A 26776-nucleotide genomic window follows, 5' to 3' on the forward strand; every position below is an offset into this window, starting at 1 on the left:
CCTCACGCCCCGCCCCGCGCCGATGTCAAACCGCGCGCGCTTTCTCCCGCTGCGGCACGATCCGCCAGCCCAGGTTCACGCCCGCCGCCGCGACCAGGATGAGCGCCGCGCCCGCCACCTGAATCCACGCGAGCCGCTGGCCGAACGCGAACCGGTCCACCAGGATCGCCATCACCGGATAGATGAACGAGAGCGCGCCCGTCATCGCCGTGGGCAGCTTCTGGATCGCGCCATACAGCAGCACGTACATCACGCCCGTATGCACGATGCCGAGCGTGACGATCTGCGCCCAATGCACGGGCGTGTCGGGCAGCGTGCCGTAGCGCACGAACGGCGCCAGCGCGAGCGCGCCGAAGGCCAGCTGCACGAGGGCCAGCAGATGCGGCGGCGTGCCCTTCAGATGCCGCGTGATGATCGCCGAAATCGCATAGAGCAACGCCGCGCCCGCCGCACAGGCCACGCCGATCAGATACTCGCCCGGCACCGCGAGCACGGCGGGCGGCACCTCGACCACGCCGACCAGGCCGACAAAGGCCAGCGCCAGCCACACGACCGTGGACGCGCTCACGCGCTCGCGCAGCAGCAGCGCGCCGAGACCCACGAGCATGAACGGCTGCGTGTTGTAGACGGCCGTGGCCATCGAAATCGACGCGCGCGAATAGGCCGCGAACAGCAGCACCCAGTTCGCGACGATGGCCGCGCCCCCCAGCACCGCGAGACCGAGCGTGCGCCACGGCAACAGCGCGCGGCGGTACAGGCCCAGCGCCGCGCACACCAGCGCGAGCGTGGCGCCGCCGAGCACGCAGCGCATGAACACGACGTTGAGCGCCGGTTGCTTCGACGCGACCACGAGCCAGCCGATGGTGCCGGACATCAGCATCGCGACGGTCATCTCTACCGCACCGCGACGCACTTCTGGGGAAGCCATGAGTGTTTCCTCGAAAGAACCTGCGAATTAGTTTACTGAATGCGCGTCGAGGAATACATGCTTAACGGAAGGCGAGAACCTTTCATCGCCTTAAAATCGAAGGCGAACTTTCCTGATGATGAGTGAAATCATGAACAAGCGTCCGAATGGCGTGAACACGCCCGCGCCTGCGCCGCTCGACGGGATCGATCGCGCGCTGCTCGCGGCGCTCGCCGAAGATGCGCGCACGAGCGTAAGCGATCTGGCGCGTCAGGTCGGGCTGTCGGCGCCCAGCACGTCGGAGCGGCTGCGCCGGCTCGAAGCCCAGGGCGTGATCGGCGGCTATACGGTGCGCATCGATCCGCGCGCGCTCGGCTATACGCTGCAGGCGATCGTGCGCGTGAAGCCGCTGCCGGGCCAGTTGCATCTGGTGGAGGAGATGTTGCGCCGTATCCCGGAATTCATCGAATGCGACAAGGTGACGGGCGACGACTGCTTCATCGCCCGCCTCTATCTGCATTCGATCGAACAGCTCGACGAAATTCTCACCAAGGTCACCGAACGCGCGGAGACCAGCACCGCCATCGTCAAATCGACGCCGGTGCCGCGCCGCCTGCCGCCGCTCGCGTAAAGCTCGCCGAATGGCACTTAAGGCGGCCTGCCTAGCGCTCGGTCGCCTCGAAGAATGCCAGCATTTCGGTGACGAGCGCTTCGTTCGCTTCCTCGGGGATGTAGTGCCCGCACGGCAGCGCGCGGCCGCTCACGTCGCGCGCGACCTTGCGCCATTCGGCGAGCGGGTCGAAGCAGCGCTGGATCACGCCATGCTCGCCCCACAGCACGCGCAGCGGACAGCCGACCTTGTGGCCGCGTTCGATGTCGGCGCGATCGTGTTCGAGGTCGATCGTCGCGGACGCGCGGTAGTCCTCGCACATCGCATGCACGGCGCCCGGCTGGCGCAGCGCCGCGCGGTATGCGCCCAGCGCCTTCGGGGCGAACGGCGCGAGACCCGCGTGACGGCTGCCCATCACGCGCTCGATATAAGCGTCGGGATTGGCGCCGATCAGCGCTTCGGGCAGCGGCTCGGGCTGGATCAGCAGGAACCAGTGGAAATACAGCGTGGCGAATTCGCGGTCGGTCTGCTCGTACATGGCGAGCGTGGGCGCGATGTCGAGCAGCATCAGCCGCTCGACGGCATCCGCGTGATCGAGCGCCATGCGGTGCGCCACGCGCGCGCCGCGATCGTGCGCGCAGACCAGAAAGCGCTCGAAGCCGAAGTGGCGCATGACCTCGACCTGATCGGCGGCCATCGCGCGTTTCGAGTAGGCGGCGTGGGTGACGTCGCTCGGCGGTTTCGACGAGTCGCCGTAGCCGCGCAGGTCGGTGGCGATCACGGTGAAGTGCTTCGCCAGATCCGGCGCGCAGCGATGCCAGATCATGTGCGTCTGCGGATGGCCATGCAGGAGCAGCAGCGGCGGGCCTTCGCCGCCGCGCATCCCGTTGATTTCGACGCCGCCCGCGGTGCGGACGGTGAAAGGCGTGTATCCCTCGAACGGCATGATTTGTCTCTCTCTTGTCCCTGTTGGTCTGCTGCCATTGTATGAGGCCCGCGCGAGCGCAAACCGTGGTTTGGGGCCCATAGCGCTAGAAACCGAGCACTCCCTCGAATGTCAGATGGGCGGTACCCTTCCTACGCCGTGCCTATAATCGAACGACCGTTTCGAAGTCATTTTCGTTCAAGCGAATCAGACGAAACCTGACGTACATCAAGCAAGATCTATCCCGATCAAGACCGGCGCCCCACCTGATGCCCGCGTATGAGCGGAACCCGCGCACCCAAGGAGACACCCCTATGGCCTTGCCCGCCGTCCTGCAGAACCTGAGCCTGCCCGTCGTCGCCTCGCCGATGTTCATCGTGAGCTACCCCGAGCTCGTGCTCGCGCAGTGCAAGGCGGGGATCGTCGGTTCGTTCCCGGCGCTCAACGCGCGCCCCGCCGAACTGCTCGACGAATGGCTCACGCAGATCCAGGAGCAACTGGCCGCGCACAAGGCCGCGAATCCGCACGCCACGATCGGGCCGATTGCCGTGAACCAGATCGTCCATCAGTCGAATGCGCGTCTGGAGCACGACATCCGCGTGTGCGTGCAGCATCGCGTGCCGATCTTCATCACCAGCCTGCGCGCGCCGCCGAAGGAACTGCTCGACGCGGTGCACAGTTATGGCGGCATCGTGCTGCACGACGTCATCAACCTGCGCCATGCGGGTAAGGCGCTGGAAGCCGGCGTGGACGGTCTGATTCTCGTCGCGGCGGGCGCGGGCGGCCATGCGGGCACGACCTCGCCGTTCGCACTGGTGGGCGAAGTGCGGCGCATCTTCGACGGGCCGATCGTGCTGTCGGGTGCGATCGCCAACGGCGGCTCGATCCTCGCCGCCCAGGCGATGGGCGCCGATCTCGCCTACATGGGCACACGCTTCATCGCCACTCAGGAGGCGCACGCCGTCGAGGGCTACAAGCACGCGATCCTGGGCGCCAAGGCCGCCGACATCGTCTATACGAACCTCTTCACGGGCGTGCACGGCAATTACATCCGCGAGAGCATCGTCAACGCGGGCCTCGACCCGGACGCGCTGCCCGAGTCGGACAAATCGTCGATGAACTTCGGCGGCGACAAGGCCAAGGCCTGGAAAGACATCTGGGGCGCGGGCCAGGGCGTCGGCCTGATGGACGACGTGCCCTCGGTCGCGGAACTGGTCGCACGCCTGAAGAGCGAATACGACGAGGCGAAAGCGAAGCTGGGAATCGCGCGCTGAGTGCAGCCCATGCTTAAGGCTTGCCGCGCTGCGCGGCCCTTGCCGCCAGCGCACGGATCTCGTCGGCGTTCGGCCAGAGCGCGCGCTCGCCAAAGCGCGCGGCAAGAAAGTCCACGAACGAGCGCACCTTCGCCGACAGGTGACGGCGGCTCGCATAGACGGCGTAGATGGGCAGCTCGCGCGGCGGCAGCGCGTCGACGAGCAGCGGCACGAGACGGCCTTCGGCGATATCCTCGCCGACCACTTCCGTGCCGAGCATCGACAGCCCGCCGCCCTGCAGCACCACCACGCGCAACGCTTCGAGGTGATTGACGATCAGGTTGCCGCCGGGCTTCGGACGCGCGCCGGCTTCCAGGAACGGCGCGAGTTCGGCCGCCGAAGCCCCCGCGTAATGCACGAACTTGTGGTTCGCGAGGTCGGCGACCGACTTCGGTACGCCGTGGCGGCGCAGATATTCCGGCGCGGCGCACAGCACGATATGGGCGGTGACCAGCGGCCGCGCGATCAGCGACGACGACTTCAACCCTGAAGGCGAAGCGCGGATCGCCACATCGAAGCCTTCGTCGATCAGTTCGACCACACGGTCCGACAGCGTGATATCGACGGTCACCTGCGGGAAGTCCGCCGCATAGTCGGCCACGGCGCCCATCACGTGGCGCAGGCCGAAAGCCGTCAGCGACGACACGCGCAGCCGCCCTTGCGGCACCACGCTCGCGGCGCCGACGGCCTGGCCGGCTTCGTCGAGTTCGGTGAGCGCCTGGGCGACGCGCTCGTAGTACTCGCGGCCGGCTTCGGTGGGCGCGACGCGGCGCGTCGTGCGGTTCAACAGACGCGCGCCGAGTTGCTGTTCGAGGTGCATCACGTGCTTGCTGGCCATGGCCGCCGACATGCCCATCCGTTCGGCCGCCGCGACGAAGCTCCCCGCTTCCACCACCTGCCGGAAAACTTTCATGCTGACGAGGGTATCCATCGCGCTGCTCTTCGCTCTTATCGGTACATCGGATTCAGGAAACAATCGGCGTCATTGTGCGCGCTTTATCAATTGCTGGTAGCCAAACGGGCAGCTGCGCGCCTTGCTTCGCCTTTCACTCGATGCCTTTGAGGCGCATAAAAGAAAAACCCCGCGCTGCGAGCAGCACGGGGTTTTGCATGGGCGAAGCCGCAATGCGCGTTTAGAACTTCGCGCGCACGCCCACGCCGTAGGTCATGCCCGTCGACATGTTGTCGTAGTGGTCGTACATGTACGCCGCGTAGAGGTCGGTGCGCTTCGAGAGCGGGTAGTCGTAACCGACGGCCGCCGTGTTGTGCGTCTGATTCAGGCCGCCGCTGTCACGCGAATACGCGTACGAGGCCATCACCGTGCCCGGACCGACCGGCACCGACACGCCGCCTTGCGCCGTGTTGACGTGCCAGCTGTTGATGTCGCTGTTGTTGTTCGTGTACATGTACTGGCCGAAGAACTTCACGTACTTCAGGTCGTACGACAGGCCGACTTGCGCGACGCCCTGGCTGCGCAGACCCACGATGGTCGCGTTGCCGCTCACGATGCTGCCGATGTCGCCCGGTGAGTTGTTGAAGTTCACGTACTGATAAACCGCCGTCGCCGCGAACGGGCCGTGGAAGTACAGCGCCTGGGCGCTCCACTTCTTCTGGCCGTTTTCGCCCGCCTGGTTGCCGAGCGCATACATCACCGAGCCGGACAGCCCGTTGAAATTCGGCGTCGAGTACTGGACCGCGTTGTTCCAGCCCGAGTCGCCCACCACGCCCTGGTCGGTGGTGTAGGTCGGGAAGGTCGAGAGGCCCAGATACACGTGGTACACCATCGGCGAGAAGGTGTACGAATCGATGAACGGGTTGAACAGGATCGTCGACACGAACAGCTGCGTCGTCAGGCGGCCCGCCGTCACCGTACCGTAGGGCGATTCGATACCCACGTACGAGTTACGCGCGAAGAAGGTATCGCCCTGGAAGCGCCCGTACTGGCCGTTCTGCGCGCGGAAGAAGCTCTCCAGCGTGAAGATGGCCTTGTAGCCGCCGCCCAGATCCTCGGAGCCCTTCAAGCCCCAGTAGGACGTCGACATCCCACCGCCGCCGACATTCCATGCGGTCTGGCTGCCCGGAAAGCGCGTGGCGCCGACCCACTCGTCGACCTGACCGTAAAGCTGCACGCTCGACTGCGCGAAGGCCGACGAAGAAGCGGCGGCGAGCACGGCGGCGATGGCGCCGGCCTTGAGAGACGTACGCAGCGGGGAGCGCAGCGCGCGGCTGACGGCTGTATTCATGGGTTCTCCTGTCTTTGTCAAAAAAGGTGTGACTGGCGGCTGTGGCGCTCGCGCAAACCGTTTGTTTTTTCGTCGTTCGCAGGCGTGGCCGTTCTGGGCGGAACCATCTTCGCGAACCATTTTTATGGACAAAAATATCGGCTGTTATCGCCGGTATATCGGCCCGATTAGTTTGTTGTCCACAAAATCTGTAGCAGGCGATTCCGCAGCCCGTTTTGCTGCGACGCAACACGAACGACGTGGGGCTCGTGGCCCGCATGGGCGGGGCTTCTGCCCGGCTTTCGCGCAAAATGGCGAGGCCGTTGACGCGCCGCCACAGCGAAGTCAGGATTTGATGACGAAAGGGTTCTGTATGACGAGTGATTTCCAAAAAAGTGTGGTATCCACGCGTCAGTCTGAAAGCGAAAAATGGCTCCCGGCGAGCAACGAGCCAATCAGGCGGTTTTTGAGCGGCGGAGTGACGCCGGGGCGCGTCGCAGGAAAAGGCGGGGAAAGAGGCTGCTAGAGCGCGAAGTCGAGAGCGATTCGCGGCGAATGGGCAAACGCGCTGCGGTGCAGCATTGCGTGGGAAGGGCTTGGCCCGCGCTTGACGCGCGGGTCAGTTAGTTGCGATACGGCGAAGGCATCGGCGGACGCGGCACGTCACCGCCACCGCGCGTGAAGGGCCGCAATGCGCCGCGCTCTTCGTTATAGCGTGCGACGTCTTCGCGAATGGAACCCGTGCGCACCGGCGAATCGGCAGGCGGATGCGGCACTTGACGCGCCTCCGCGCTCACCGGCTGGATCGGACCGCGATAGCCGCCGAAGCCATTGCCATAAGGGTTGCTGCTGAAGCCGGGCGTTTCGTGGCGCTCCGCCTGACGGCCGCCGGAGGCGCCGCGCTCGCGCCAGCCGCCCTGGTCGGCCACGCGCATCGGTGCGATGCTGTTGCGACGGTTGCTCGCGCCAGCCTGCGTGCCGCCGCCGAAATGGCCACCGCCGCCCCAGCGCATGGGCGACGACTCGCGCATCATCGGCGCGCGTCCAAAACCACCGCCGCCGCCGTGAAAGCCGCCGCCATGAGACGCAAACGAGGGCTGGGCATGGGCGAGCGCGCAGAGGACCGCGAAACCGGCCCCCAACATCCACTGTCCCATCCGTAACAACCCTGCGCGCATTGTGTCGATCACCTGCCCGACGATCCGCATGACCACCCGCCATTCGGGCCATGGCGGGCCAGTTCCCGGAAAACGTGCGCCTCAATGCGTAACGATTGCCACCACAACGGTCTGCACAGGTTCCTTGACGGTAATTTATGGGCGCCCGCCCAGGGTGTCGAGCCAAAAAATGTTATGCCCTCGGAAGGGTTGTAACACCATGTTACTGCACGATTTTTCGGGTTTTGGAGGGTTGTCGGACGGGCCTGTTTCGTGCTCTTTCGAGCCGTGTTGGGCCTGTCATGGCGCGGCCTCCTGGCGCATCGCGATGCGCCTGTTTCGTCGTACTTGAGAAGCGGTCTTTTGCACGACGACCGGGCGAACAAACGGTAATCGACCGGCCGCAGTGACGCCTCGCGATATCCGCCCCATCATGCGCGGCGCTCATTAATCGATGTTTCGAATGAATTTGCTTTTTCAATGAGCTTGCGCCGACAATAGGGTTCCCACGGGGCTTCCCGATGACCCGCAGTGTGGCGTTCCACGACGCGCACCGCCAGGCGCCGACACGCGCACTTGAGATTGTCCGATGGCACGTCCGAAATTCCTGCCCGATAACTTCACGCTCTGCCTCGTCGGCACCGTGATTCTCGCGAGCCTGCTGCCGGTGCACGGCCAGGCCGCCACCGCGTTCAACTGGCTCACCAATATCGCCGTGGGGCTGCTGTTCTTCCTGCACGGCGCCAAGCTCTCGCGCGAAGCGATCGTGGCGGGCGCCACGCACTGGCGGCTGCATCTCGTCGTGCTGGCGAGCACCTTCATCCTGTTTCCGGTGCTCGGGCTGGCGCTCAAGCCGGTGCTCTCGCCGCTCGTCACGCCCGCGCTCTATATGGGCGTGCTGTTCCTCTGCACCCTGCCTTCGACCGTCCAGTCGTCGATCGCCTTCACCTCGATCGCGCGCGGCAACGTGCCCGCAGCCGTGTGCAGCGCCTCGGCGTCGAGCCTGATCGGCATCTTCGTCACGCCCGCGCTCGTGAGTCTGGTGGTGACGAGCCAGACGGCCGGCGGCGGCTCGGCATGGCACACGGTCTGGAACATCGTGCTGCAACTGCTCGTGCCGTTCGTCGCGGGTCAATTGCTGCGGCCGGTGATCGGCGGCTGGATCGAGCGCAACCGCGGCGTGCTCAAATTCGTCGATCAGGGCTCGATCCTGTTCGTGGTGTACGGCGCGTTTTCCGAAGCGATCAACGAAGGCCTGTGGCATCACACGCCGCTCGCGGCGCTGGGCGGCCTGCTGATCGTCAACGCGGTGTTGCTCGCGCTCGCGCTGGGTATCACGATCTTCACGAGCAGGAAGCTCGGCTTCTCGCGCGCCGATCAGATCACGATCATTTTCTGCGGCTCCAAGAAGAGCCTCGCGGCCGGCGTGCCGATGGCGAAGGTGATCTTCGCGTCGAACGCCGTGGGCGCGGTCGTGCTGCCGCTCATGTTGTTCCACCAGATCCAGTTGATGGTGTGCGCGGCGCTCGCGCAGCGCTGGGGCGCGCGCGACATGAGCGCGGAACGCGCCGCCGATGCAGGCGACGAATCGCTCAATGGCGGCGAGCGCGGCGCGGCGGCGGCGGGGCGCAGATAAGGCTTCGCGCAACCCACATCGCTCGCGGGGGACCGGTTCTACACCGTTCCCCGCTCGCGCCTGCCCCGCCTCACCCCGCTTTTGCGCATCGAACGGCAACCCTCGCCGCTTCGGGCTTTCCCCCGCCTCCCGTCGGTCTCCCGTTTGTAGAACACCTACAAACAACAACAGACCATCGCGCAAACGTTGGCCTACCCAACCCGCATCGCTTTTCCTCGAAGTGTCATTAAAAGTTCATTTAATTGTCCGAACCTGCTGCCGATATTCCCGTCGTTAAAGCCATCCTGGCTCTACCCATGTCAGCACGCGCGTCCACGCCGCCCGCCCCAACGATCGCCGGTGGCGCCCCGCTCTCGACCAGCATCGAGGCATTGATCGCTCAACGCCAGTTGCGCGCCGTTTTCCAGCCGATCGTCGATTTCGACGATAGTGCGATCCTCGGTTATGAGGGACTCATTCGCGGTCCGGCCGGCTCGCCGCTCGAGTCGCCCGCCGCGCTGTTCGCGCATGCCGCCGAGGCAGGCTGCGCCATCGCGCTCGAACACGCCGCCGCCGAAGTCTGCATCGACGCCTTCACGCAGCTCGGCTGCAACGGCAAGCTGTTCCTGAACTTCAGCGCGAGCGCGCTGGGCCAGTTGGCCAGCATGGGCGTCGAAACACTGTTCGCGCGCATCGACGCCCATCGCATCGTGATCGAGCTGACCGAGCAAAGCGCCATCGCCGATCTGCGCAATTTCGCGCCGGTGGTCGCGGCCTTGCGCGCAGCGGGCGCGCAATTCGCGCTCGACGATTACGGCAGCGCCAATGCCAGCATGAACGTGTGGGTGCAGTTGCAGCCCGACGTCGTGAAGATCGATCGCTTCTTCATCCAGGACATCGCCAACAGCGCGCTCAAGTTCGAAGCCGTGCGCGCCATGCAGCATTTCGCCCAGGCGAGCGGCGCGCGGCTGGTGGCCGAAGGCATCGAAAACGAGGCCGATCTGCTGGTGCTGCGCGACATGGGCATCGAAAGCGGCCAGGGCTTCTTCCTGGGCCGCCCCGACGCGCAGCCGCCGCGCAAGCTCGACGAGCGCACGCGCGCCGCGATCAGCGCGCAGCACATCGCGGTGTTTCCCGAGCTCACGCGCAACAGCGGCGCGAGTCCGGGCGGCGGCGCGCCGGCGCAGAAGATGAAGGTGAATGCGCCCGCGCTGCCGCGCCGCGCGACCAATAACGACGTGCTCGACCTCTTCACCCGGATGCCCGATCTGCATGCGGTGGCCGTCGTCGAGGGCGAAACGCCCGTTGCGCTCATCAACCGGCGCGCGTTCATGGACCGCTACGCGCTGCCCTATCACCGCGAGTTGTTCGGCAAGAAGGCCTGTCTGCAATTCGCCAACGCGCAGCCGGTGCTGATCGAACAATCGATGAGCGTCGAGCAGATGGCTGCGCTGCTCGCCAGCGACGATCAACGCTATCTGGCCGATGGTTTCGTCATCACCGACAACGGCCGTTACGCGGGACTCGGCACCGGCGAGAGTCTCGTGCGCGCGGTCACCGAGGTGCGCATCCAGGCGGCGCGATACGCGAATCCGCTCACGTTTTTACCCGGCAATATCCCGATCAGCTCGCATATCGAGCGGCTGCTGTCGCACGACTCGGGCTTTCACGCGTGCTACGTCGATCTCAACCAGTTCAAGCCGTTCAACGATCAGTACGGCTACTGGCAGGGCGACGAGGTGCTGAAGCTCGCAGCCCAAGTATTGGCCGACGCGTGCGACCCGACGCGCGACTTTCTCGGCCACGTCGGCGGCGACGATTTCCTGATCCTGTTCCAGAGCGAGACGTGGCACGAGCGCGCGAGCCACGCCATCGAAACGTTCAACGCCCAGGCGCTGCGCTTTTACGCGAGCGCCGACCGGCTCGCGGGCGGCATCCACGGCGAGGACCGCCACGGTAATCCGACCTTCTTCGGCTTCGTGACGATGGCGATCGGCTGCGTGCGCATCGCGGCGGGCGAAGGCGCGCAGCACCGCAGCGAAGCGATCGCGTCGCTGGCCGCCATCGCCAAGCGCCGCGCCAAACAGGAGGCGACGGGACTCGTGGTGATCGACGGCCGCGAGAGCGCGCAATTGCTGCCCGCCCGCTCGCACGGCGAGGTCTACGCCGAGGCGCAGCTCGCAATTCCCACGATTCACACGATTCCCGCGACAGCCGCGACAACCACGTTTGCACGCGAGACGCACGAATAACGCCGCAGCCGCACGCACCAAAAAGGCCGGCGCGAACCACTTCGCGCCGGCCTTTTTCGTTCTCCACCGCGAGCCATGGCCTGTGCCGCTAGATGGTCCCCATCAACACGAGCACGACCACGACGATGACGACGACCCCGAGCGTGCCGGATGGCGCGTAGCCCCATGAGCGGCTGTGAGGCCAGGCAGGAAAAGCGCCGATCAGCAGCAGGATCAGAATAACCAGAAGCAAGGTGCCGAGCATGATGCCCCCGTACGGTTCGAAAGATGACTCGACTCGTCGCGCAAACCGCGTTCCCGGCGGTCCTGTTTATCTGCTTTTACTAAACAAGTAAATTTACGTTTATCTACGCATTTACGGGTATTTACTGGGGCTTTATAGCCTGACACAACGTTGTTCTCCCATGTTTTTACTATACAATCGCCGCAAAGCTGACCATGACGCTTGCAGGCAAGAACAGGAACCATGGGGACAACCATTCGCGACGTCGCGCAGGCGGCCAACGTGTCGATCGGCACGGTCTCCCGCGCGCTCAAAAACCAGCCCGGCCTTTCCGAGGCCACGCGCACGCGCATCGTCGAAATCGCGCGCTCGCTCGGCTATGACAGCGCGCAACTGCGCCAGCGCATTCGCCGCCTCACCTTCCTGCTGCATCGTCAGCACAACAATTTTTCCGCCAGCCCGTTCTTCTCGCACGTCCTGCATGGCGTCGAGGAAGCCTGCCGCGAGCACGCCATCGTGCCCGCGCTGCTCACCGCCGGCCCCGCCGACGACACCATCCAGCAACTGCGCCTGCACGCGCCCGATGCAATCGCCGTGGCAGGTTTCGTCGAGCCGGAAACCCTGGGTGCGCTGGTCGCGCTGCAACGTCCGCTCGTGCTGATCGACCTCTGGGCGGCCGGCCTGCGCTCGGTGAATATCGACAACGCCGCGGGCGCCGCGCTCGCCATGCGCCATCTGTTCGGCATGGGACGGCGGCGCGTGGCGTTCATCGGCGGGTCGCTCGCGCACTACAGCATCGCGCAGCGCGCGCTCGGTTACCGGCGCGCCTTCTTCGAAGCCGGGCTGCTGTTCGATCCGTCGCTCGAAACGACCATCGACGGCGGCCTCGATCCCGACACCGGCGCGGCGCAGGCGATGCAACGCCTGCTCGACGCGGCGCGGGCGCGCGGCGATGCGCCGCCCGACGCCGTGTTCGCCTACAACGACGCCGCCGCGCTCGCCGCCCTGCGCGTGTGCCTGGCCAACGGCCTGCGCGTGCCCGAGGACGTGGCGATCATCGGCTTCGACGACATCGCGGGCGCCTCCCATGCCGCGCCGGCGCTTTCGACGATTGCCGTCGACAAGGAAGCGCTCGGGCGGCGCGGCGTGGAACTGCTGCTCGAAGAAACGCCCGCGACGCCGGAGATCGTGCTGCCCGTGCGGCTGATCGCACGCGCGAGCACCGCCGCGAATCCAGACGATGCCAACGCGAGCGCCGCCACCCTGCAAGCGCTCGCCACCCAAGCCCAGTCAACCTGAGAACACCATGACGAAGCCCATCGACACCCAACACGCCAACGACAGCGCCAGCACCGCAGTTGCCAACGGCGCGCCCGCGGTCGCGAGCTTTCGCGACCGCGCGTTCCTGCTCGGCCATGTCGAGGACACGCTGCGCTTCTACGCGCCCAACGTGTACGACGCCTCGGGCGGCTTCTTCCACTACTTCCGCGACGACGGCTCGGTCTACAACGCGCATTCGCGCCATCTGGTAAGCAGTTGCCGCTTTGTCTTCAACTACGCGATGGCGTATCGCGAATCCGGCGATCCGCAGCATCTCGAATACGCGCGCCACGGCCTGCAGTTCCTGCGCGAGGCGCACTGGGACCCGCAGCATCAGGGCTACGACTGGGAGATCGACTGGCGCGACGGCAAGAAGCGCACGCTCGACGCCACGCGCCACTGCTACGGCCTCGCCTTCGTGCTGCTCGCGTACTCGCACGCGGCGATGGCCGGCATCGAGGAAGCGCGGCCGATGATCGGCGCGACCTTCGAGCTGATGGAGCACCGCTTCTGGGACGGCGCGGCGGGCCTCTACGCCGACGAAGCGAGCGCGGACTGGGTCGTGTCCGGCTATCGCGGCCAGAACGCCAACATGCACACGACGGAGGCGCTGCTCGCGGCCTATGAGGCAAGCGGCCACCTCGTCTATCTCGACCGCGCGGAGCGCGTCGCGTCGAACATCACGCTGCGCCAGGCGAAGCTCTCGCAGGGTCTGGTGTGGGAACACTTTCACGCCGACTGGTCGGTGGACTGGCACTACAACGAAGAGGACAGCTCGAACATCTTCCGTCCGTGGGGCTTCCAGCCGGGCCATCAGACCGAATGGGCGAAGCTGCTGCTGATCCTCGAACGCCATCGTCCGCTGCCGTGGCTGCTGCCGCGCGCGATCGAACTGTTCGACGCCGCCATGGCGCGCGCCTGGGACAACGATCACGGCGGCCTCTACTACGGCTTCGGCCCGGACGGCACGGTCTGCGATCACGACAAATACTTCTGGGTGCAGGCCGAAACCTTCGCGACGGCCGCGCTGCTCGGCAAGCGCACCGGCAACGAGCGTTTCTGGGACTGGTATGACGAGATCTGGCGTTATAGCTGGGCGCATTTCGTCGATCATCGCTATGGCGCGTGGTATCGCATCCTCACCTGCGACAACCGCAAGTACAGCGACGAGAAAAGCCCCGCGGGCAAGACCGACTATCACACGATGGGCGCATGCTACGAGGCGCTCAACGCGCTGCCGGGACGCGGCATGGCGCCGGTGATCGGGCGTGAAGCCGCGACTGAGCCCGAGGCTCGCGCGAACGGCACCGACGGCGCCTGAGCCATCGACACAATCAGCAAACCCACAGCAAACCTGGCAGCAAACCCGGTAGCGAAGGCAAACAGCGAAGGATCAAGCGATGAGCACCTGCAGCACTGGCCCCGACTTCTCGTCCGGCTTTCCCGCGTTCATCTCGGCGGGCGACATCCTCACCGATCTCGTGCGCGGCGCAGCGCCCGAAGGCACTTCCGGCGTCCCCGGCACGGACTCGCACTGGCGCGCCCATCCCGGCGGCGCGGGCTGGAATGTCGCGCGCGCGGTCGCGCGGCTGGGCCTGCCCACGGCCTGCGCGGGTGCGCTCGGCACCGACAACTTCTCCGACGAACTCTGGAACGCGAGCGTCGCCGCCGGTCTCGACATGCGTTTCATGCAGCGCGTCGAGCGCGCGCCGCTGCTCGCGATCGTGCATCAGACGCATCCGCCCGCGTACTACTTCATCGGCGACAACAGCGCCGATCTCGCCTTCGATCCCGCGAAGCTGCCCGAAGGCTGGCGCGCGCACGCGAAGTGGGCGCACTTCGGCTGCATCAGCCTCGTGCGTCAACCGCTGGGCGAAACCCTCGCGACGCTCGCAGCCGACCTGCGCGCGCAAGACGTGAAGATCAGCTTCGACCCGAACTACCGCAACCTGATGGCGCACGGCTACGAGCCGATCCTGCACCGCATGGCCGCGCTCGCCGACCTCATCAAGGTCTCCGACGAAGACCTGCGTATGCTGTTCGCCGACAGGAGCGAGCCGCAAGCCATCGCGGCGATGCGCGCGCTGAACCCGGCCGCGACGCTGCTGGTCACGCGCGGCGCGCAGGCCGCGACGCTCTACGTGGGCGACGAGATGTTCGAGGCCGCGCCGCCGCGCGTCGAAGTCGCCGACACCGTGGGCGCGGGCGACGCGTCCATCGGCGGGCTGCTGTTCAGCCTGATGAGCACGCCGCAGCGCAGCTGGCCGCAGCACCTGGCGTTCGCCCTCGCAGCGGGCGCGGCCGCATGTCGCCGGCCCGGCGCGCATTCGCCGACGCTCGACGAAGTCGTCGCCTTGATCGCGGATTGAACCGCATTCGCGGGTTGTACGGGCGCGCGCCGTGCGCGGACGTTGCTGACACGAAAGCGCCGCGCCAGCGTCACGGGCGTGCCCCGCAGCCGCGCGATCAACGTGCTAGCATAAGTTTTCCTTGCGCGAGGAGCAGGCTATGGAAGACGTCAGCTACACGAAGGGGATCTACACGGCAGTCGCCTCGGTGCGACCGATGAACGCCGGCCAGTATCAGGGCATGGTCTCGCTGGCACGCGACGACGGCGAGGAGCTTGAAAACGCCCTCTACGAAGTCGATGCGGCCTCGGGCACGCCCGAAGAAGCGCTGGAGGAAGCCAAGGCGCTGGCGCATCGCCTTCTCGGCGAACTGGAGCTTTAAGGCTCACGCCGCAGTTACTTCCTCGCAGTACTTCCTGTATGCGCGCGCGGGGCGGCGACCCTGTCCCTCGCGCCGGTCCGGCGCCACACGATCAACGATCAGCCCATCCGGCGCGCGGCGAAGTCAGGCAACCACGGTCAGGAGGCCATCATGACCGAGCAACTTTTCCTCTACGGCGTCTACGCCATTCACGTTCATCCGCTCGAACTACAGGGTGCGCGCTGGGACGCCGAATATCAGATCACGCATCGCGACAAGCCCGTCCAGCCGTGGATCACGATCGGCGGCAGCAGCGGCTTTCCGCAGAGCGCCGAGGCGATCGACGCGGCGCGCCGCCAGGCCATCGCCGATATCAATCACGGCGCGGGCATTCCCAGGCCCCGCGCGTTTCCGTGATGAGCGCCAGCGCTGCATAAAAGTCGCGCCAACGCAGTAAAAAACCACGTCCCGATGCCGCACGGCAAGGCTGTGCGCGCGTGCGCTTGTCCCGCTTGACCGGCATTGCTACGCTTGCGGGCATTCGACCCCGCAGCAGGACTGCCATGACATCCGACACGCCGGAGCGCGGTGCGCGCGAACACTGCGCCGCTGAAGCCCGATCACCCGCCCCCACCACCGCGCCATCCGACGCACCCGCCGAAGCCTCCTCGGACACGCTCCCGAATCCCGCCTCCAGAGCGTCCGCCAATGCCCGCCCGCGCGGCGCGCGCAAGGTCCGCGTCGGCTCGCGCGATGTGTTCGTCTACGGGATGCCGGTGCAGACCTGGCGCGACTTCTATCACTTCGCGCTGACGATGCGCTGGTCCACGTTCTTCGCCTCGCTGGCCGGCCTGTTCATGGTCCTCAATGCGCTGTTCGCGTGCCTCTACCAACTGGGCACCGCGCCCATCGCCAACCAGTTTCCGCACGGCTTCATGGGTGCGTTCTTCTTCAGCGTCGAAACGCTCGCGACGGTCGGCTACGGCGACATGCATCCGCAAACCGTCTACGCGCACCTGGTCGCCACGCTCGAAATCTTCGTCGGCATGTCGGGCGTCGCGTTGGCCACGGGGCTGGTGTTCGCGCGCTTCTCGCGACCGCGCGCGAAGATCTGGTTTGCCCGCCAGGCGGTCGTGCACCCGCTCGAAGGGCGCATGACGCTGATGGTGCGCGCCGCCAACGCGCGCCAGAACGTGATCGCCGAAGCCTACGCAAAACTGCGCCTGATCCGCATCGAAACCACCTCCGACGGCTACACGGCCCGGCGCATCTACGACCTCGATCTCGTGCGCGCGGAGCATCCGCTTTTCACGCTCGGCTGGAATCTGATGCACGTAATCGACGAATCGAGCCCGCTGTACGGCGCCACCGCCGAATCGCTCGCGCGCCAGCACGCGTCGCTGCATATGGTGATCGAAGGCTCGGACGAGTCCACCGCCCAGACCATGCAGGCGCGCCACATCTGGACCGACGCCGAGATCCGCTGGCATTACCGTTACGTCGACCTGATGACCGACACAGACGGCACCAGCGTGATGGACTACACGCGCTTTCACGATGTAGTGGCATTCGAGGACACGAAGCCTTATGGGCCGCGCGTGATCTGATCCATTCAGGCGGCCCCGGCACTACGCCCAGGGAAATCTCTCTCAAAATTAGCGGAACGTGGGCAGCCTGTCGCGCGAACAGGTGGCGCACCAGGTCAGTTAGCAAAAAATTTCCGTCATTGGCGAGAAAAAATAGAGTCTCCAACGCATCGAACGACGCGTAAGCAAAAAAACGGAGACTCCCCCCATGACTGCGCGCCCCGCTTTCGGCGACTCGCCTTCCACGCCGCCCCTCGCCGATTACAAACTCACCGACAATCTCACCGCCACGCGCGGCCGCATCTTCCTCACCGGCACTCAGGCGCTGATCCGTCTGCCGCTCATGCAGCGCGCGCTCGACCGCGCGCACGGGCTGAATACAGCGGGCTTCATCAGCGGCTATCGCGGCTCGCCGCTCGGCATGGTCGATCAGCAGGCGTGGAAGGCGAAGAAACTGCTCGAAGCCGCCGATGTGCGCTTCCTGCCCGCCATCAACGAGGAACTGGGCGGCACGGCCGTGCTCGGCACGCAGCGCGTGGAAGCGGACCCGGAGCGTACCGTCGAAGGCGTGTTCGCCATGTGGTACGGCAAGGGTCCGGGCGTGGATCGCGCGGGCGATGCGCTCAAGCACGGCAACGCCTATGGCTCGTCGCCGCATGGCGGCGTGCTGGTGGTGGCCGGCGACGATCACGGCTGCGTGTCGTCGTCGATGCCGCATCAGAGCGACTTCGCGTTGATGGCGTGGCATATGCCCGTGGTGAATCCGTCGAATATCGCGGACATGCTCGAATTCGGCCTCTATGGCTGGGCGCTGTCGCGCTATTCGGGCGCGTGGGTGGGCTACAAGGCGATTTCCGAAACGGTGGAATCGGGTTCGACCGTCGATCTGGACGCGCTCAAAACCGACTGGCAGGCGCCGGATCTGGCAACGGCGGGCTTCGAGCCGCCCGCCGGCGGCCTGCACAACCGCTGGCCCGATCTGCCGAGTCTCGCGATCGAACAGCGCCTCGCCGCCAAGCTCGACGCCGTGCGTCACTTCGCGCGCGCCAACAGCATCGACAAGTGGATCGCGCCCAGCCCGCACGCCAATGTGGGCATCGTGACCTGCGGCAAGGCGCATCTGGATCTGATGGAGGCGCTGCGCCGCCTCGACCTGACCGTGGACGACCTCGAACAGGCGGGTGTGCGCATCTACAAGGTGGGCCTGTCGTTCCCGCTGGAAATGTCGCGCATCGACGCCTTCGTCGCGGGCCTCGACAACGTGCTCATCATCGAAGAGAAAGGCCCGGTGATCGAGCAGCAGATCAAGGATCATCTGTACAACAGAACATCGGGCGCGCGGCCCGCGATCGTCGGCAAGCATGCGCAAGACGGCACGTTGCTGCTTTCCGATCTGGGCGAGCTGCGCCCTTCGCGCATTCTGCCCGTGTTCGCCGCGTGGCTCGCGCAGCATAAGCCCGCGCTCGACCGGCGCGAACGCGTGGTCGATCTGGTCGCGCCGCAAATCCTCTCCAACGTGGCCGACGCCGTGCGCCGCACGCCTTACTTCTGCTCGGGCTGCCCGCACAATACCTCGACGAAGGTGCCGGAAGGCTCGGTTGCGCAGGCGGGCATCGGCTGTCACTTCATGGCGTCGTGGATGGAGCGCGACACCATGGGCCTGATCCAGATGGGCGGCGAAGGCGTCGATTGGGCCTCGCATTCGATGTTCACGAAAACGCGCCACGTGTTCCAGAATCTCGGCGACGGCACCTATTTTCATTCAGGCATCCTTGCGATTCGCCAGGCGGTGGCCGCGAAGGCCAATATCACCTACAAGATTCTCTATAACGATGCCGTGGCGATGACGGGCGGCCAGCCCGTGGACGGCAGCATCTCCGTGCCGCAGATCGCGCGTCAGGTGGAAGCCGAAGGCGTCTCGCGCTTCGTCGTGGTCAGCGACGAAGCCGAGAAATACGACGGCCATCACGGCCTGTTCCCGAAGGGCACGACGTTCCATCACCGCAGCGAACTCGACGCCGTGCAGCGCGAACTGCGCGAAACGCCGGGCGTGACCGTGCTGATCTACGATCAGACCTGCGCCGCCGAAAAGCGCCGCCGCCGCAAGAAAGGCGAGTTCCCCGACCCGGACAAGCGCCTCTTCATCAACGAAGAAGTGTGCGAAGGTTGCGGCGATTGCGGCGTGCAGTCGAATTGTCTTTCGGTCGAGCCGGTGGAAACGGAACTGGGCCGCAAGCGCCGTATCGATCAGTCGTCGTGCAACAAGGATTATTCCTGCGTGAACGGCTTTTGCCCGAGCTTCGTGACGATCGAAGGCGGCAAGCTCAAGAAGGCCGCAGGCGCGGCGTTCGATCCGCAGGCGCTGGCTGCGCGCGTCAACGCGCTGCCGGTTCCCGCGACGCATCTGGACAACGCGCCCTATGACATTCTCGTCACCGGCGTGGGCGGCACGGGCGTGGTGACGGTGGGCGCGCTCATCAGCATGGCCGCGCATCTGGAAGGCAAGAGCGCTTCGGTGCTGGATTTCATGGGCTTTGCGCAGAAAGGCGGCTCGGTGCTGTCGTTCGTGCGCTTCGCGGCAACCGACGCGCTGCTCAACCAGGTGCGCATCGACACGCAGCAGGCCGACCTGCTGCTCGCCTGCGACATGGTGGTGGGCGCAAGCGCCGACGCGCTGCAAACGGTACGCCACGACCGCACGCGCATCGTCGTGAACACGCATGAAATTCCGAACGCGTCGTTCGTGCAGAACCCCGAAGCCAACCTGCACGCCGACGCGCTGCTCGCGAAGATGCGGCATGCGGCGACGGGCGGCGCGATTAACACGGCCGATGCGAAAGATCCGCTCTCGGCGTGCGACGCGCAGGCACTTGCGCAACGCTATCTGGGCGACACGATTGGCGCGAATATCGTGATGCTCGGTTTCGCGTGGCAGTTGGGTCTTGTGCCCGTGTCGCTCGCGGCGCTCACGCGGGCCATCGAGTTGAACAACGTGGCCGTGCAGGCGAATCTCTTCGCGCTCTCGATCGGCCGCATGGCCGCCGCCGATCCGGCCGCGCTCGAAGCGCTCGACACGCGCAGCGTGAATCAGGCGAAGGCGAGCGCACGCAAGCTCACGCAGACGCTCGACGAACTGATCGCCGATCGCGAAGCGCGTCTGCTTTCGTATGGCGGCGCGAGCTACGTGAAGCGCTATCGTGCGCTGGTCGATGCGGCGCGCGATGCCGATCGTTCGATGGCCTCGACGGAACAGGCGCTCGCGCGCGCCGTCGCGGCCACGTTCTACAAACTGCTCGCGGTGAAAGACGAGTACGAAGTCGCGCGCCTGCACGCCGATCCGGCCTTGCGTGCCGCGCTCGAAGCGCAATTCGAAGGCCGCGCGGGCAGCGACTTCACGGTGAAGTTCAATCTCGCGCCGCCGCTGATCGCACGCGAGAAGAACGGCCAGCCGCCGCGCAAGATGCAGTTCGGCCAGTGGCTCTGGAGCGCGTTCGCGCTGCTTTCGAAGGGACGCGGCCTGCGCGGGACGTGGTTCGATCCGTTCGGCAAAACGCTGGAGCGCCGCATGGAACGCGCGCTCGCCGACGACTATGAAGCGACGCTGCGCGGCGCCATCGCAAAGCTGACGGCGCAGAACGACGAAGAGATCGTGAAGCTCGCGAATCTGCATCAGCGTGTGCGCGGCTATGGTCACGTGAAGCTGGCGAATCTCGCGGCGGTGAAGCGCAGCGAGCGTGAGCTTGGCGCGCGTTTGAAGCTCGACGTGAAGACGAGCGCGGTCGTGCAGGAAGCGATCGACTCGTTCAAGGGCGCGGGCGCGCTGCGCGGCATTCCCGTGGTAGTCGCGAAATAGTCCTTGTTTAAAGGCCTGAAATGAACGGAGTGAGTGGGAGTGAGTGCGGGCGCGCTCACTCCGCTTTTCGCATTCAAGCCAGCAATTCCGCCAGCCAGTCCACATCGCCGCACAGCACGCACAGACGATCGCCCACCTGCACGGCCATCGACAGCGTCACGCACGGCAGTGCCTCGTTGATCGACAGATAGGGCGAGGTCACATGCACGCGCCCCGGCGCCACCAGCGCCGCGCGGAAATACGGCCGGCGCAGCCAGTTCGCGCCCTGCGCGTCGTCGAGCGGCAAAAAGCGCGCGCCCTGCTCCGCGCGATCCACGCGCAGCACGACGTTGCGCCCCGCCTGACGCCCGTTCGCATCGAGCAGAAAACAGCGCGCCGCATGATCGAGCGCGAGAAAATTCCAGCACACTTCTTCGAGCGTCTCGCCTGCGCCCAGGCGTTCCGCCGCGCGCTCGAACGCGCGGATATACGGCGCGAGCCGGCTGGCCGTGCCGCGCTCGCGCGCTTCGGTTTGCTCGCGGAAACGATCGGTTGCCTCCGCGATGATGACCTGCGCGTGGGAGGAATCCGCGAGGCCCGGCGCCGGTCGCGCGAAGAAGAAGCCTTGCACGAAATCAGCGTTGCACGAGAGCGCGAGCTGCGCTTCCTGCTCCGTCTCCACGCCCTCGATCAACACGAGCTTGCCCGCCTCGTGCAACAGCGAAACGAGCGCGGGCAGCGTCGCGGCCATATCGGCGCGATGCGCGGCGTGCATCAGCATGATGCGGTCGAGCTTCACGATATCGGGATTCAGTTGCCAGACGCGGCCGATATCCACGTGGCCCGCGCCGAAGTCGTCGAGCGCGATCAGAAAGCCGCGCTCGCGGAATGCGTCGACGGCATGCGCGAGCGCGTCGAGATCGGTCGCATCGGCCTCCAGCACTTCGAGCACGATGCGGCGCGGCGGCAAGCCCAGCCGGTTCAGATTCGCGAGCAGCGCCGCCGCGTGATACGGCTCGATCAGCGTGCCCGGATGCACGTTGAGAAAGAGCCATTCGCGCTCGGCGCCGAGCAGCGAGAAGTTCTCCAGATGCAGCCCTTGCGCGAGCCGGTCGACCTGGAGGACTTCGCCCACGCGCGCGGCCTCGCCGAATACGTCGATCGGCGAAACGGGCCGGTCGAGCGCGTCATGCGCGCGCAAAAGCCCTTCATAGCCGATCGCGCGCATGTGCGAGAGGCTGAAGACCGGCTGGAACACGCTCGTGAGCGTGAGCTCGCCATGTTGCGCGCTATAGCGCTGCAGCCCCGAGGTCACGCTCAGATCGAACCCGTGCGGCGCGAGCGCCGTCTTTTCCTGTTGCTCTGTGATCATGCCTTCCTCTTCGCGCAAGTTGATCGCCGCGGGCCTGCTGCCGACGGTCGGCGGCGGGCACCCGATGCGTTGCGCCACGCGAGGCGATAAAGCAAGGTCCGTGCACGCTGGCATCCGGACCCGGCGCGCATCGAATGACGCACCCTGGCCCGCGCCTGTGCGCGGCGAGCGGGCATGATGCGCACCAAAATCGTGCGCACCGTCTGGACGCAGCGCGCGGCGCGGGCCGCCATCGGGTCACCGTCGGGCCGCCATCGGCTCGGCCTGCTGCGCGCTTCACGGCGTCCTGCGCCGTCGTCAAGCTAAACTAGTTGTAAGCTAGCCACCTGCCTCGTGAGTTGGACCCGTGGCTAAACCGGGCAAACTCCCGGCGAAATCCCGGGTCAAACGCTCCTCCGTTCGCAACGCTTCCGCATCAAGAGACGCACTGAAGCCGCTTATCGCGTGCTCCGGCGTCCCGTCTTTGCCGCATCCTTTGCCTGATCGATGGAAACACTCTTCACCGTCCTCATTCTGCTCCTTGCCGTCGCGCTTTCGGGCGTTGTCGTGCGTCTTCTTCCCGTCAAGCTGCCCTTGCCGCTGCTGCAGATCGGCATCGGCGCCTTGCTGACGTTTCCGCGCCTGAATCCGCACGTCACCTTCGACCCGGACATCTTCATGGCGCTGTTCATTCCGCCGCTGCTGTTCGCGGACGGCTGGCGCATTCCCAAGCGCGAGTTCTTCATGCAGCGCCGCGCGATCCTGATGCTCGCGCTCGGCCTCGTGCTGCTGACCGTGGTGGCCGTCGGCTATTTCGTGCACTGGCTCGTGCCGCAGATTTCGCTGCCGGTGGCCTTCGCGCTCGCGGCCGTGCTCTCGCCGACCGATGCCGTCGCGCTCTCGGCAATCGCGGGCAAGGACCGCATCCCCGCGCAACTCATGCACATCCTCGAAGGCGAGGCGCTGATGAACGACGCCTCCGGCCTCGTCGCGCTCAAGTTCGCGGTGGCGGCGGCGCTCACGGGCTACTTCTCGCTGCGCGACGCGACGCTGAGCTTCGTGCTGATCGCGGCGGGCGGCCTCGCCGTGGGCGCGTTCATCGGCTGGGCTTTCAGCTTTGTTTCGGAGCGCTTCCTGAACTTCAACGCCGAAGGCGACCCCGCGCCCGGCGTCGTGATGACGCTGCTGATTCCGTTCGCGGCCTATCTGTTCGCCGAGCACATGGAAGTCTCCGGCGTGCTCGCCGCGGTCTCCGCCGGGATGATGATGAATTACACGAGCGCCGCGCACATCGGGCCGGTCTCGGCGCGCGTGCGTGCGGCCAGCACCTGGTCGATGATCGAATTCGTCTTCAACGGCATGGTGTTTACGCTGCTCGGCCTGCAGTTCCCCGGCATTCTCGGCAAGGCGCTGCTGGAGGCGCATCACACCAGCAATCTGCAGATGCTGCGCCTCATCCTGTACGTTGCCGCCGTGCTGGTCGCGCTCTACGCGATGCGCTTCGGCTGGGTCTGGCTGCTGCGCTGGGTCGCGAGCCGCGGTGCGGCGCGTCATGGCGTATCGAACGCGGTGCCGGGCCTGCGCACCGTGGCGATCACGACGGTCGCCGGGGTGCGCGGCGCGGTGACGCTCGCGGGCGTGCTCTCGCTGCCGGTCGCGCTCGATAACGGCCTGCCGCTGCCGGGGCGCGACAGCGCGATCTTCATCGCCACGGGCGTGATCCTCGCGTCGCTGCTGGTGGCGATCGTCGGCTTGCCGATTTTGCTGCGCGGCGTGCGGCGCGGCGGCGAATCGAAGCACGCCGCCGAGGAGCGCCTCGCCCGCATCCAGGCCGCACAGGCCGCGATCCGCGCCGTGGACGCGCATATGGAAACGGCCACGAAGGACATGGACGAATCGGAGTTCGCCCATGCCGCCGACACCACGGCGCGCGTGATGGACACCTATCGGCGGCGCCTGGCGACCCTCGACGCCGACCACGACCGCAGCAAGAACGCGCGTCAGGCGGAAATGCTCGAAGTGCAGATGCGGCTGGCCGCCATGCGCGCGGAACGCGCGACGCTGCTCGAACTACGCAACCAGCAGACGATCAACGACGAAACGCTCAGCAAGCTGATGCGCGAAGTCGATCTCACCGAAACCGCGATGATGAATCGCGGGCGGGGCCGGGGTTAATTCCGCGCAGACAAAAAAACGCGACGTCCTTCCGTGGAAGGCGTCGCGTTTTTATTTTGCGCGGAGCTAAACCGGCAGGGCTCAAACCGCCGCTTGCTGCGCCGGCTTTCTGCGCAGCAGCGCGTACAGAATGATCGCGCCGAAGGTGGCGGTTCCGATGCCGCCCAGCCCGAAATTGCCGACCTTCAGCGAGAAGTCGCCCGCGCCCAGCACCAGCGTGACGGCGGCGACGATCAGGTTGCGGTTGTCCGAGAAGTCCACCTTGTTGACGACCCAGATGCGCGCGCCCGTCACCGCGATCAGGCCGAACACGACGATCGACACGCCGCCCAGCACCGGCCCCGGAATCGTCTGGATCACCGCGCCGAACTTCGGCGAGAAACCCAGCACGAGCGCGATCAGCGCGGCGATCGCGAACACGAGCGTCGAATAGATCTTCGTCACGGCCATCACGCCGATGTTTTCCGCGTAAGTCGTCACACCCGTGCCGCCCGCAAAACCCGAAACGATCGTGGCAAGACCGTCGCCGATGAACGCACGGCCCACGTAGCGGTCGAGGTTGTAGCCCGTCATCGCGGAAACGGCCTTGATGTGGCCGAGATTTTCCGCGACGAGGATCACCGCGATCGGCACAAGCAGCGTCATCGCGTGCGGATCGAACACCGGCGCGCTGAACTGCGGCATGCCGAACCAGGCGGCGTTGGCGACGATCGAAAAGTCGATCGGCTTGCCAAGGCCCAGGCCATTGGTCACGACCGCATAGATCACGTAGGCGACGATCAGGCCGACGAGGATCAGCAGGCGCTGCAACATGCCGCGCGTGAACACGGCCACGCCGCCCACGCACAGCACCGTGACGAGCGCCATCCACGAATCGAACTGCGTCGCGCTCACGCCCTTCACGGCGATCGGCGCGAGATTCAGGCCGATCACGCAGACGATCGCGCCGGTCACGACGGGCGGCATGAGCGTCTCGATCCATTTCGTGCCGATGACCGAGACCAGCACGCCAATCAGCGCATAGACCGCGCCGCACGCGATGATGCCGCCGAGCGCGACCGGGATGTTGGTGTTCGGTCCGTGCCCGCCGTAGCCCGTGACGGCGATCACGAGACCGATGAAGGCGAAGCTGGAGCCCAGGTAGCTGGGCACGCGCCCGCCCACCACCACGAAGAACAGCAGCGTGCCGATCCCCGACATGAAAATGCAGAGGTTCGGATCGAAGCCCATGAGCAGCGGCGCGAGCACCGTCGAGCCGAACATCGCGACGACGTGCTGCACGCCCATCGCGAACATCTGCGGCCAGGCGAGGCGCTCATCGGGCGCGACGACGCTTTTCGCGCCCGTTTGCGCGCGCCAGCGGGGAAACCAGGAATCGGACATAAGGGCTCCTTCTTGTGTGTGTTTGTGCCGTTGCGACCTGCGACGGCGGCCGGCTATGGCCGCGCGCGCTTCACTCGCGCTGCCTCGCGCAGAGCGCGAGCGTGCCGCCGGTTTGGTCGGGTGCTATTTTTGGAACGGAGTGTGGCCCGCGTGCGTTGCGGCGAGCCTCGGCCTTACCCGTCAGAGAAATCACGCGCGAGTGTACGGAGCCGCAATCGGCGTGGCAAGGCAAGTCTCGCTGCGTGTGGGCAGGAGGAAACAGCGCGCGGGGACGGAGATTCGGACAAGTCTTATATCGACGCCGAAGTGCTATCCGTAGACTGGATCCACTGCGTGACCTCATGACTGTTCATGCAGAGGTTGTTTAGTTGTAACTCTCCGACTTCCCGCTCATGTCCCCCCCGGCTTGAGCGGCTTTTTTTTGCACGTGCGCTTTGTGCATGCGCCTCGTCAGGGCGGACCCGGCATCAGGCGAACGCGCCTTGCGCCAGTTCCCGCACGTAGTCGCGAACGCCCTCGGGCCAGTCCACGCTCCACGCCTCGAAGCGCGCGCGCTCGCCCGCATAGAGCGCCCGCAACGCCTCCTCATAACCCGGCAGGTTGCCCGCCAGCGCCGTCATGAAACGATGCACGGCCTCGCGCGACGTACGCACACGGTCCTTCGCCTCGCTCGCGTGACGCGCGCTTTCCACGAGCTTGCGCAGCACCACCGACGCACCGCCCGGCTGCGCCGCCAGCCAGTCCCAGTGGCGCGGCAGCAGCGTGACCTCGCGCGCGACGACGCCCAGCTTCGGGCGGCCACGGCCGCGCGGGGCGTCGTCGCCGGCTGCTTCGGTCGTTGCGTCCTGCGCGGCTTCGCTCGCGGATTGCGTTTTCGCCTGCCACGCGGCATCGGCCGCGAGTCGCGCGGCGACATCGGCGGCACGGCCTCGCAGATCGAATTCCACCTGGGTCGCGTCGCGGTCGTCGAAGATCAGCACGGACGCCGGTTCGCCCTGCTCCAGTGCCGCCTTCACCGCCAGCGCCACGTCGAGCGGCGTGCCGCGCGCGATCAGCCGCGTGCCCGCGAACGCCGTCACGCCCGCTATGCCCGTCATGCCCGCCGCGTGCGGCGAATGGATGGATGTCGCTGTCATCGTGATTCCCTCTCGTCGAATGATGCAGCGAATATTACCCGGATAAATTTAACGACACAA

At 66.1% G+C, this 26776-nt stretch carries 21 protein-coding genes; 12 read left to right on the forward strand and 9 right to left on the reverse strand.

Annotation, left to right across the window (positions count from 1 at the left end):
- Positions 1–25: 25 nt before the first annotated feature.
- Positions 26–928, reverse strand: coding sequence for a DMT family transporter (locus tag B0G62_RS03730; RefSeq protein ID WP_103702591.1), 903 nt, complete (start codon positions 926–928; stop codon positions 26–28).
- 130 nt (positions 929–1058) lie between these two features.
- Here B0G62_RS03730 and B0G62_RS03735 point away from each other — a divergent pair, with 130 nt between their 5' ends.
- Complete coding sequence (locus B0G62_RS03735; protein ID WP_103702963.1) at positions 1059–1538, forward strand: Lrp/AsnC family transcriptional regulator; 480 nt, start codon at positions 1059–1061, stop codon at positions 1536–1538.
- A gap of 31 nt (positions 1539–1569) precedes the next feature.
- Here the strand turns inward: B0G62_RS03735 and B0G62_RS03740 are convergent, their stop codons facing one another.
- Positions 1570–2463 carry an alpha/beta fold hydrolase gene (locus tag B0G62_RS03740; protein WP_103702593.1) on the reverse strand — a complete coding sequence of 298 codons (894 nt, stop codon included), beginning with the start codon at positions 2461–2463 and terminating at the stop codon, positions 1570–1572.
- 293 nt (positions 2464–2756) lie between these two features.
- Between B0G62_RS03740 and B0G62_RS03745 the strand changes: the two genes are divergently transcribed.
- Entirely contained in the window at positions 2757–3716 is a 960-nt protein-coding gene (locus B0G62_RS03745; protein ID WP_103702595.1) for an NAD(P)H-dependent flavin oxidoreductase, read from the forward strand.
- Between the two features lie 13 nt (positions 3717–3729).
- On the opposite strand, the gene B0G62_RS03750 is transcribed toward B0G62_RS03745, so the two are convergent.
- The 3 genes from B0G62_RS03750 to B0G62_RS03760 all read right to left on the reverse strand — a co-directional run bounded on the left by B0G62_RS03750 (position 3730) and on the right by B0G62_RS03760 (position 7185).
- On the reverse strand, positions 3730–4686 hold the full coding sequence (locus tag B0G62_RS03750; RefSeq protein ID WP_103702597.1) for a LysR family transcriptional regulator: 957 nt from the start codon (positions 4684–4686) through the stop codon (positions 3730–3732).
- A gap of 202 nt (positions 4687–4888) precedes the next feature.
- Positions 4889–5998, reverse strand: a complete 1110-nt coding sequence (locus B0G62_RS03755) for a porin (protein ID WP_103702599.1) — start codon at positions 5996–5998, stop codon at positions 4889–4891.
- A gap of 602 nt (positions 5999–6600) precedes the next feature.
- Positions 6601–7185 carry a hypothetical protein gene (locus tag B0G62_RS03760; protein ID WP_244193095.1) on the reverse strand — a complete coding sequence of 195 codons (585 nt, stop codon included), beginning with the start codon at positions 7183–7185 and terminating at the stop codon, positions 6601–6603.
- A gap of 538 nt (positions 7186–7723) precedes the next feature.
- Here B0G62_RS03760 and B0G62_RS03765 point away from each other — a divergent pair.
- Entirely contained in the window at positions 7724–8770 is a 1047-nt protein-coding gene (locus B0G62_RS03765; RefSeq protein ID WP_103702603.1) for a bile acid:sodium symporter family protein, read from the forward strand.
- Positions 8771–9066: 296 nt separating this feature from the next.
- Positions 9067–11001 (forward strand): GGDEF domain-containing protein, encoded by a 1935-nt coding sequence (locus B0G62_RS03770; RefSeq protein WP_103702605.1) that lies wholly within the window; start codon positions 9067–9069, stop codon positions 10999–11001.
- An 88-nt stretch (positions 11002–11089) separates the two neighbouring features.
- On the opposite strand, the gene B0G62_RS03775 is transcribed toward B0G62_RS03770, so the two are convergent.
- Positions 11090–11245, reverse strand: coding sequence for a DUF3309 family protein (locus B0G62_RS03775; RefSeq protein ID WP_103702607.1), 156 nt, complete (start codon positions 11243–11245; stop codon positions 11090–11092).
- 222 nt (positions 11246–11467) lie between these two features.
- On the opposite strand from B0G62_RS03775, the gene B0G62_RS03780 reads away from it, so the two are divergent.
- The 7 genes from B0G62_RS03780 to B0G62_RS03810 all read left to right on the forward strand — a co-directional run bounded on the left by B0G62_RS03780 (position 11468) and on the right by B0G62_RS03810 (position 20692).
- Positions 11468–12523 (forward strand): LacI family DNA-binding transcriptional regulator, encoded by a 1056-nt coding sequence (locus B0G62_RS03780; protein ID WP_103702609.1) that lies wholly within the window; start codon positions 11468–11470, stop codon positions 12521–12523.
- Between the two features lie 7 nt (positions 12524–12530).
- Positions 12531–13865: an AGE family epimerase/isomerase gene (locus tag B0G62_RS03785; RefSeq protein ID WP_244193096.1), complete on the forward strand. Its 1335-nt coding sequence runs from the start codon at positions 12531–12533 to the stop codon at positions 13863–13865.
- Between the two features lie 79 nt (positions 13866–13944).
- Positions 13945–14913, forward strand: coding sequence for a carbohydrate kinase family protein (locus B0G62_RS03790; RefSeq protein ID WP_103702611.1), 969 nt, complete (start codon positions 13945–13947; stop codon positions 14911–14913).
- 139 nt (positions 14914–15052) lie between these two features.
- On the forward strand, positions 15053–15274 hold the full coding sequence (locus B0G62_RS03795; RefSeq protein ID WP_103702613.1) for a hypothetical protein: 222 nt from the start codon (positions 15053–15055) through the stop codon (positions 15272–15274).
- Between the two features lie 150 nt (positions 15275–15424).
- Entirely contained in the window at positions 15425–15670 is a 246-nt protein-coding gene (locus B0G62_RS03800; RefSeq protein WP_103702615.1) for a hypothetical protein, read from the forward strand.
- A gap of 146 nt (positions 15671–15816) precedes the next feature.
- Positions 15817–16860, forward strand: coding sequence for an ion channel (locus tag B0G62_RS03805; RefSeq protein ID WP_103702617.1), 1044 nt, complete (start codon positions 15817–15819; stop codon positions 16858–16860).
- A gap of 187 nt (positions 16861–17047) precedes the next feature.
- Entirely contained in the window at positions 17048–20692 is a 3645-nt protein-coding gene (locus B0G62_RS03810; RefSeq protein ID WP_103702619.1) for an indolepyruvate ferredoxin oxidoreductase family protein, read from the forward strand.
- 73 nt (positions 20693–20765) lie between these two features.
- Here B0G62_RS03810 and B0G62_RS03815 read toward each other — a convergent pair whose 3' ends face one another.
- Positions 20766–22043, reverse strand: coding sequence for an EAL domain-containing protein (locus B0G62_RS03815; RefSeq protein ID WP_103702965.1), 1278 nt, complete (start codon positions 22041–22043; stop codon positions 20766–20768).
- A 486-nt stretch (positions 22044–22529) separates the two neighbouring features.
- Here B0G62_RS03815 and B0G62_RS03820 point away from each other — a divergent pair, with 486 nt between their 5' ends.
- Positions 22530–24197, forward strand: a complete 1668-nt coding sequence (locus tag B0G62_RS03820) for a Na+/H+ antiporter (protein ID WP_103702621.1) — start codon at positions 22530–22532, stop codon at positions 24195–24197.
- A gap of 81 nt (positions 24198–24278) precedes the next feature.
- Here B0G62_RS03820 and B0G62_RS03825 read toward each other — a convergent pair whose 3' ends face one another.
- Together B0G62_RS03825 and B0G62_RS03830 are read right to left on the reverse strand one after the other, a co-directional pair.
- Positions 24279–25580: a solute carrier family 23 protein gene (locus B0G62_RS03825; protein ID WP_103702623.1), complete on the reverse strand. Its 1302-nt coding sequence runs from the start codon at positions 25578–25580 to the stop codon at positions 24279–24281.
- A gap of 467 nt (positions 25581–26047) precedes the next feature.
- Entirely contained in the window at positions 26048–26716 is a 669-nt protein-coding gene (locus B0G62_RS03830) for a DUF2239 family protein (RefSeq protein ID WP_244193097.1), read from the reverse strand.
- Positions 26717–26776 lie beyond the last annotated feature (60 nt).

Source organism: Paraburkholderia eburnea, assembly GCF_002917095.1.
GTDB classification, from domain to species: Bacteria; Pseudomonadota; Gammaproteobacteria; order Burkholderiales; family Burkholderiaceae; genus Paraburkholderia; species Paraburkholderia eburnea.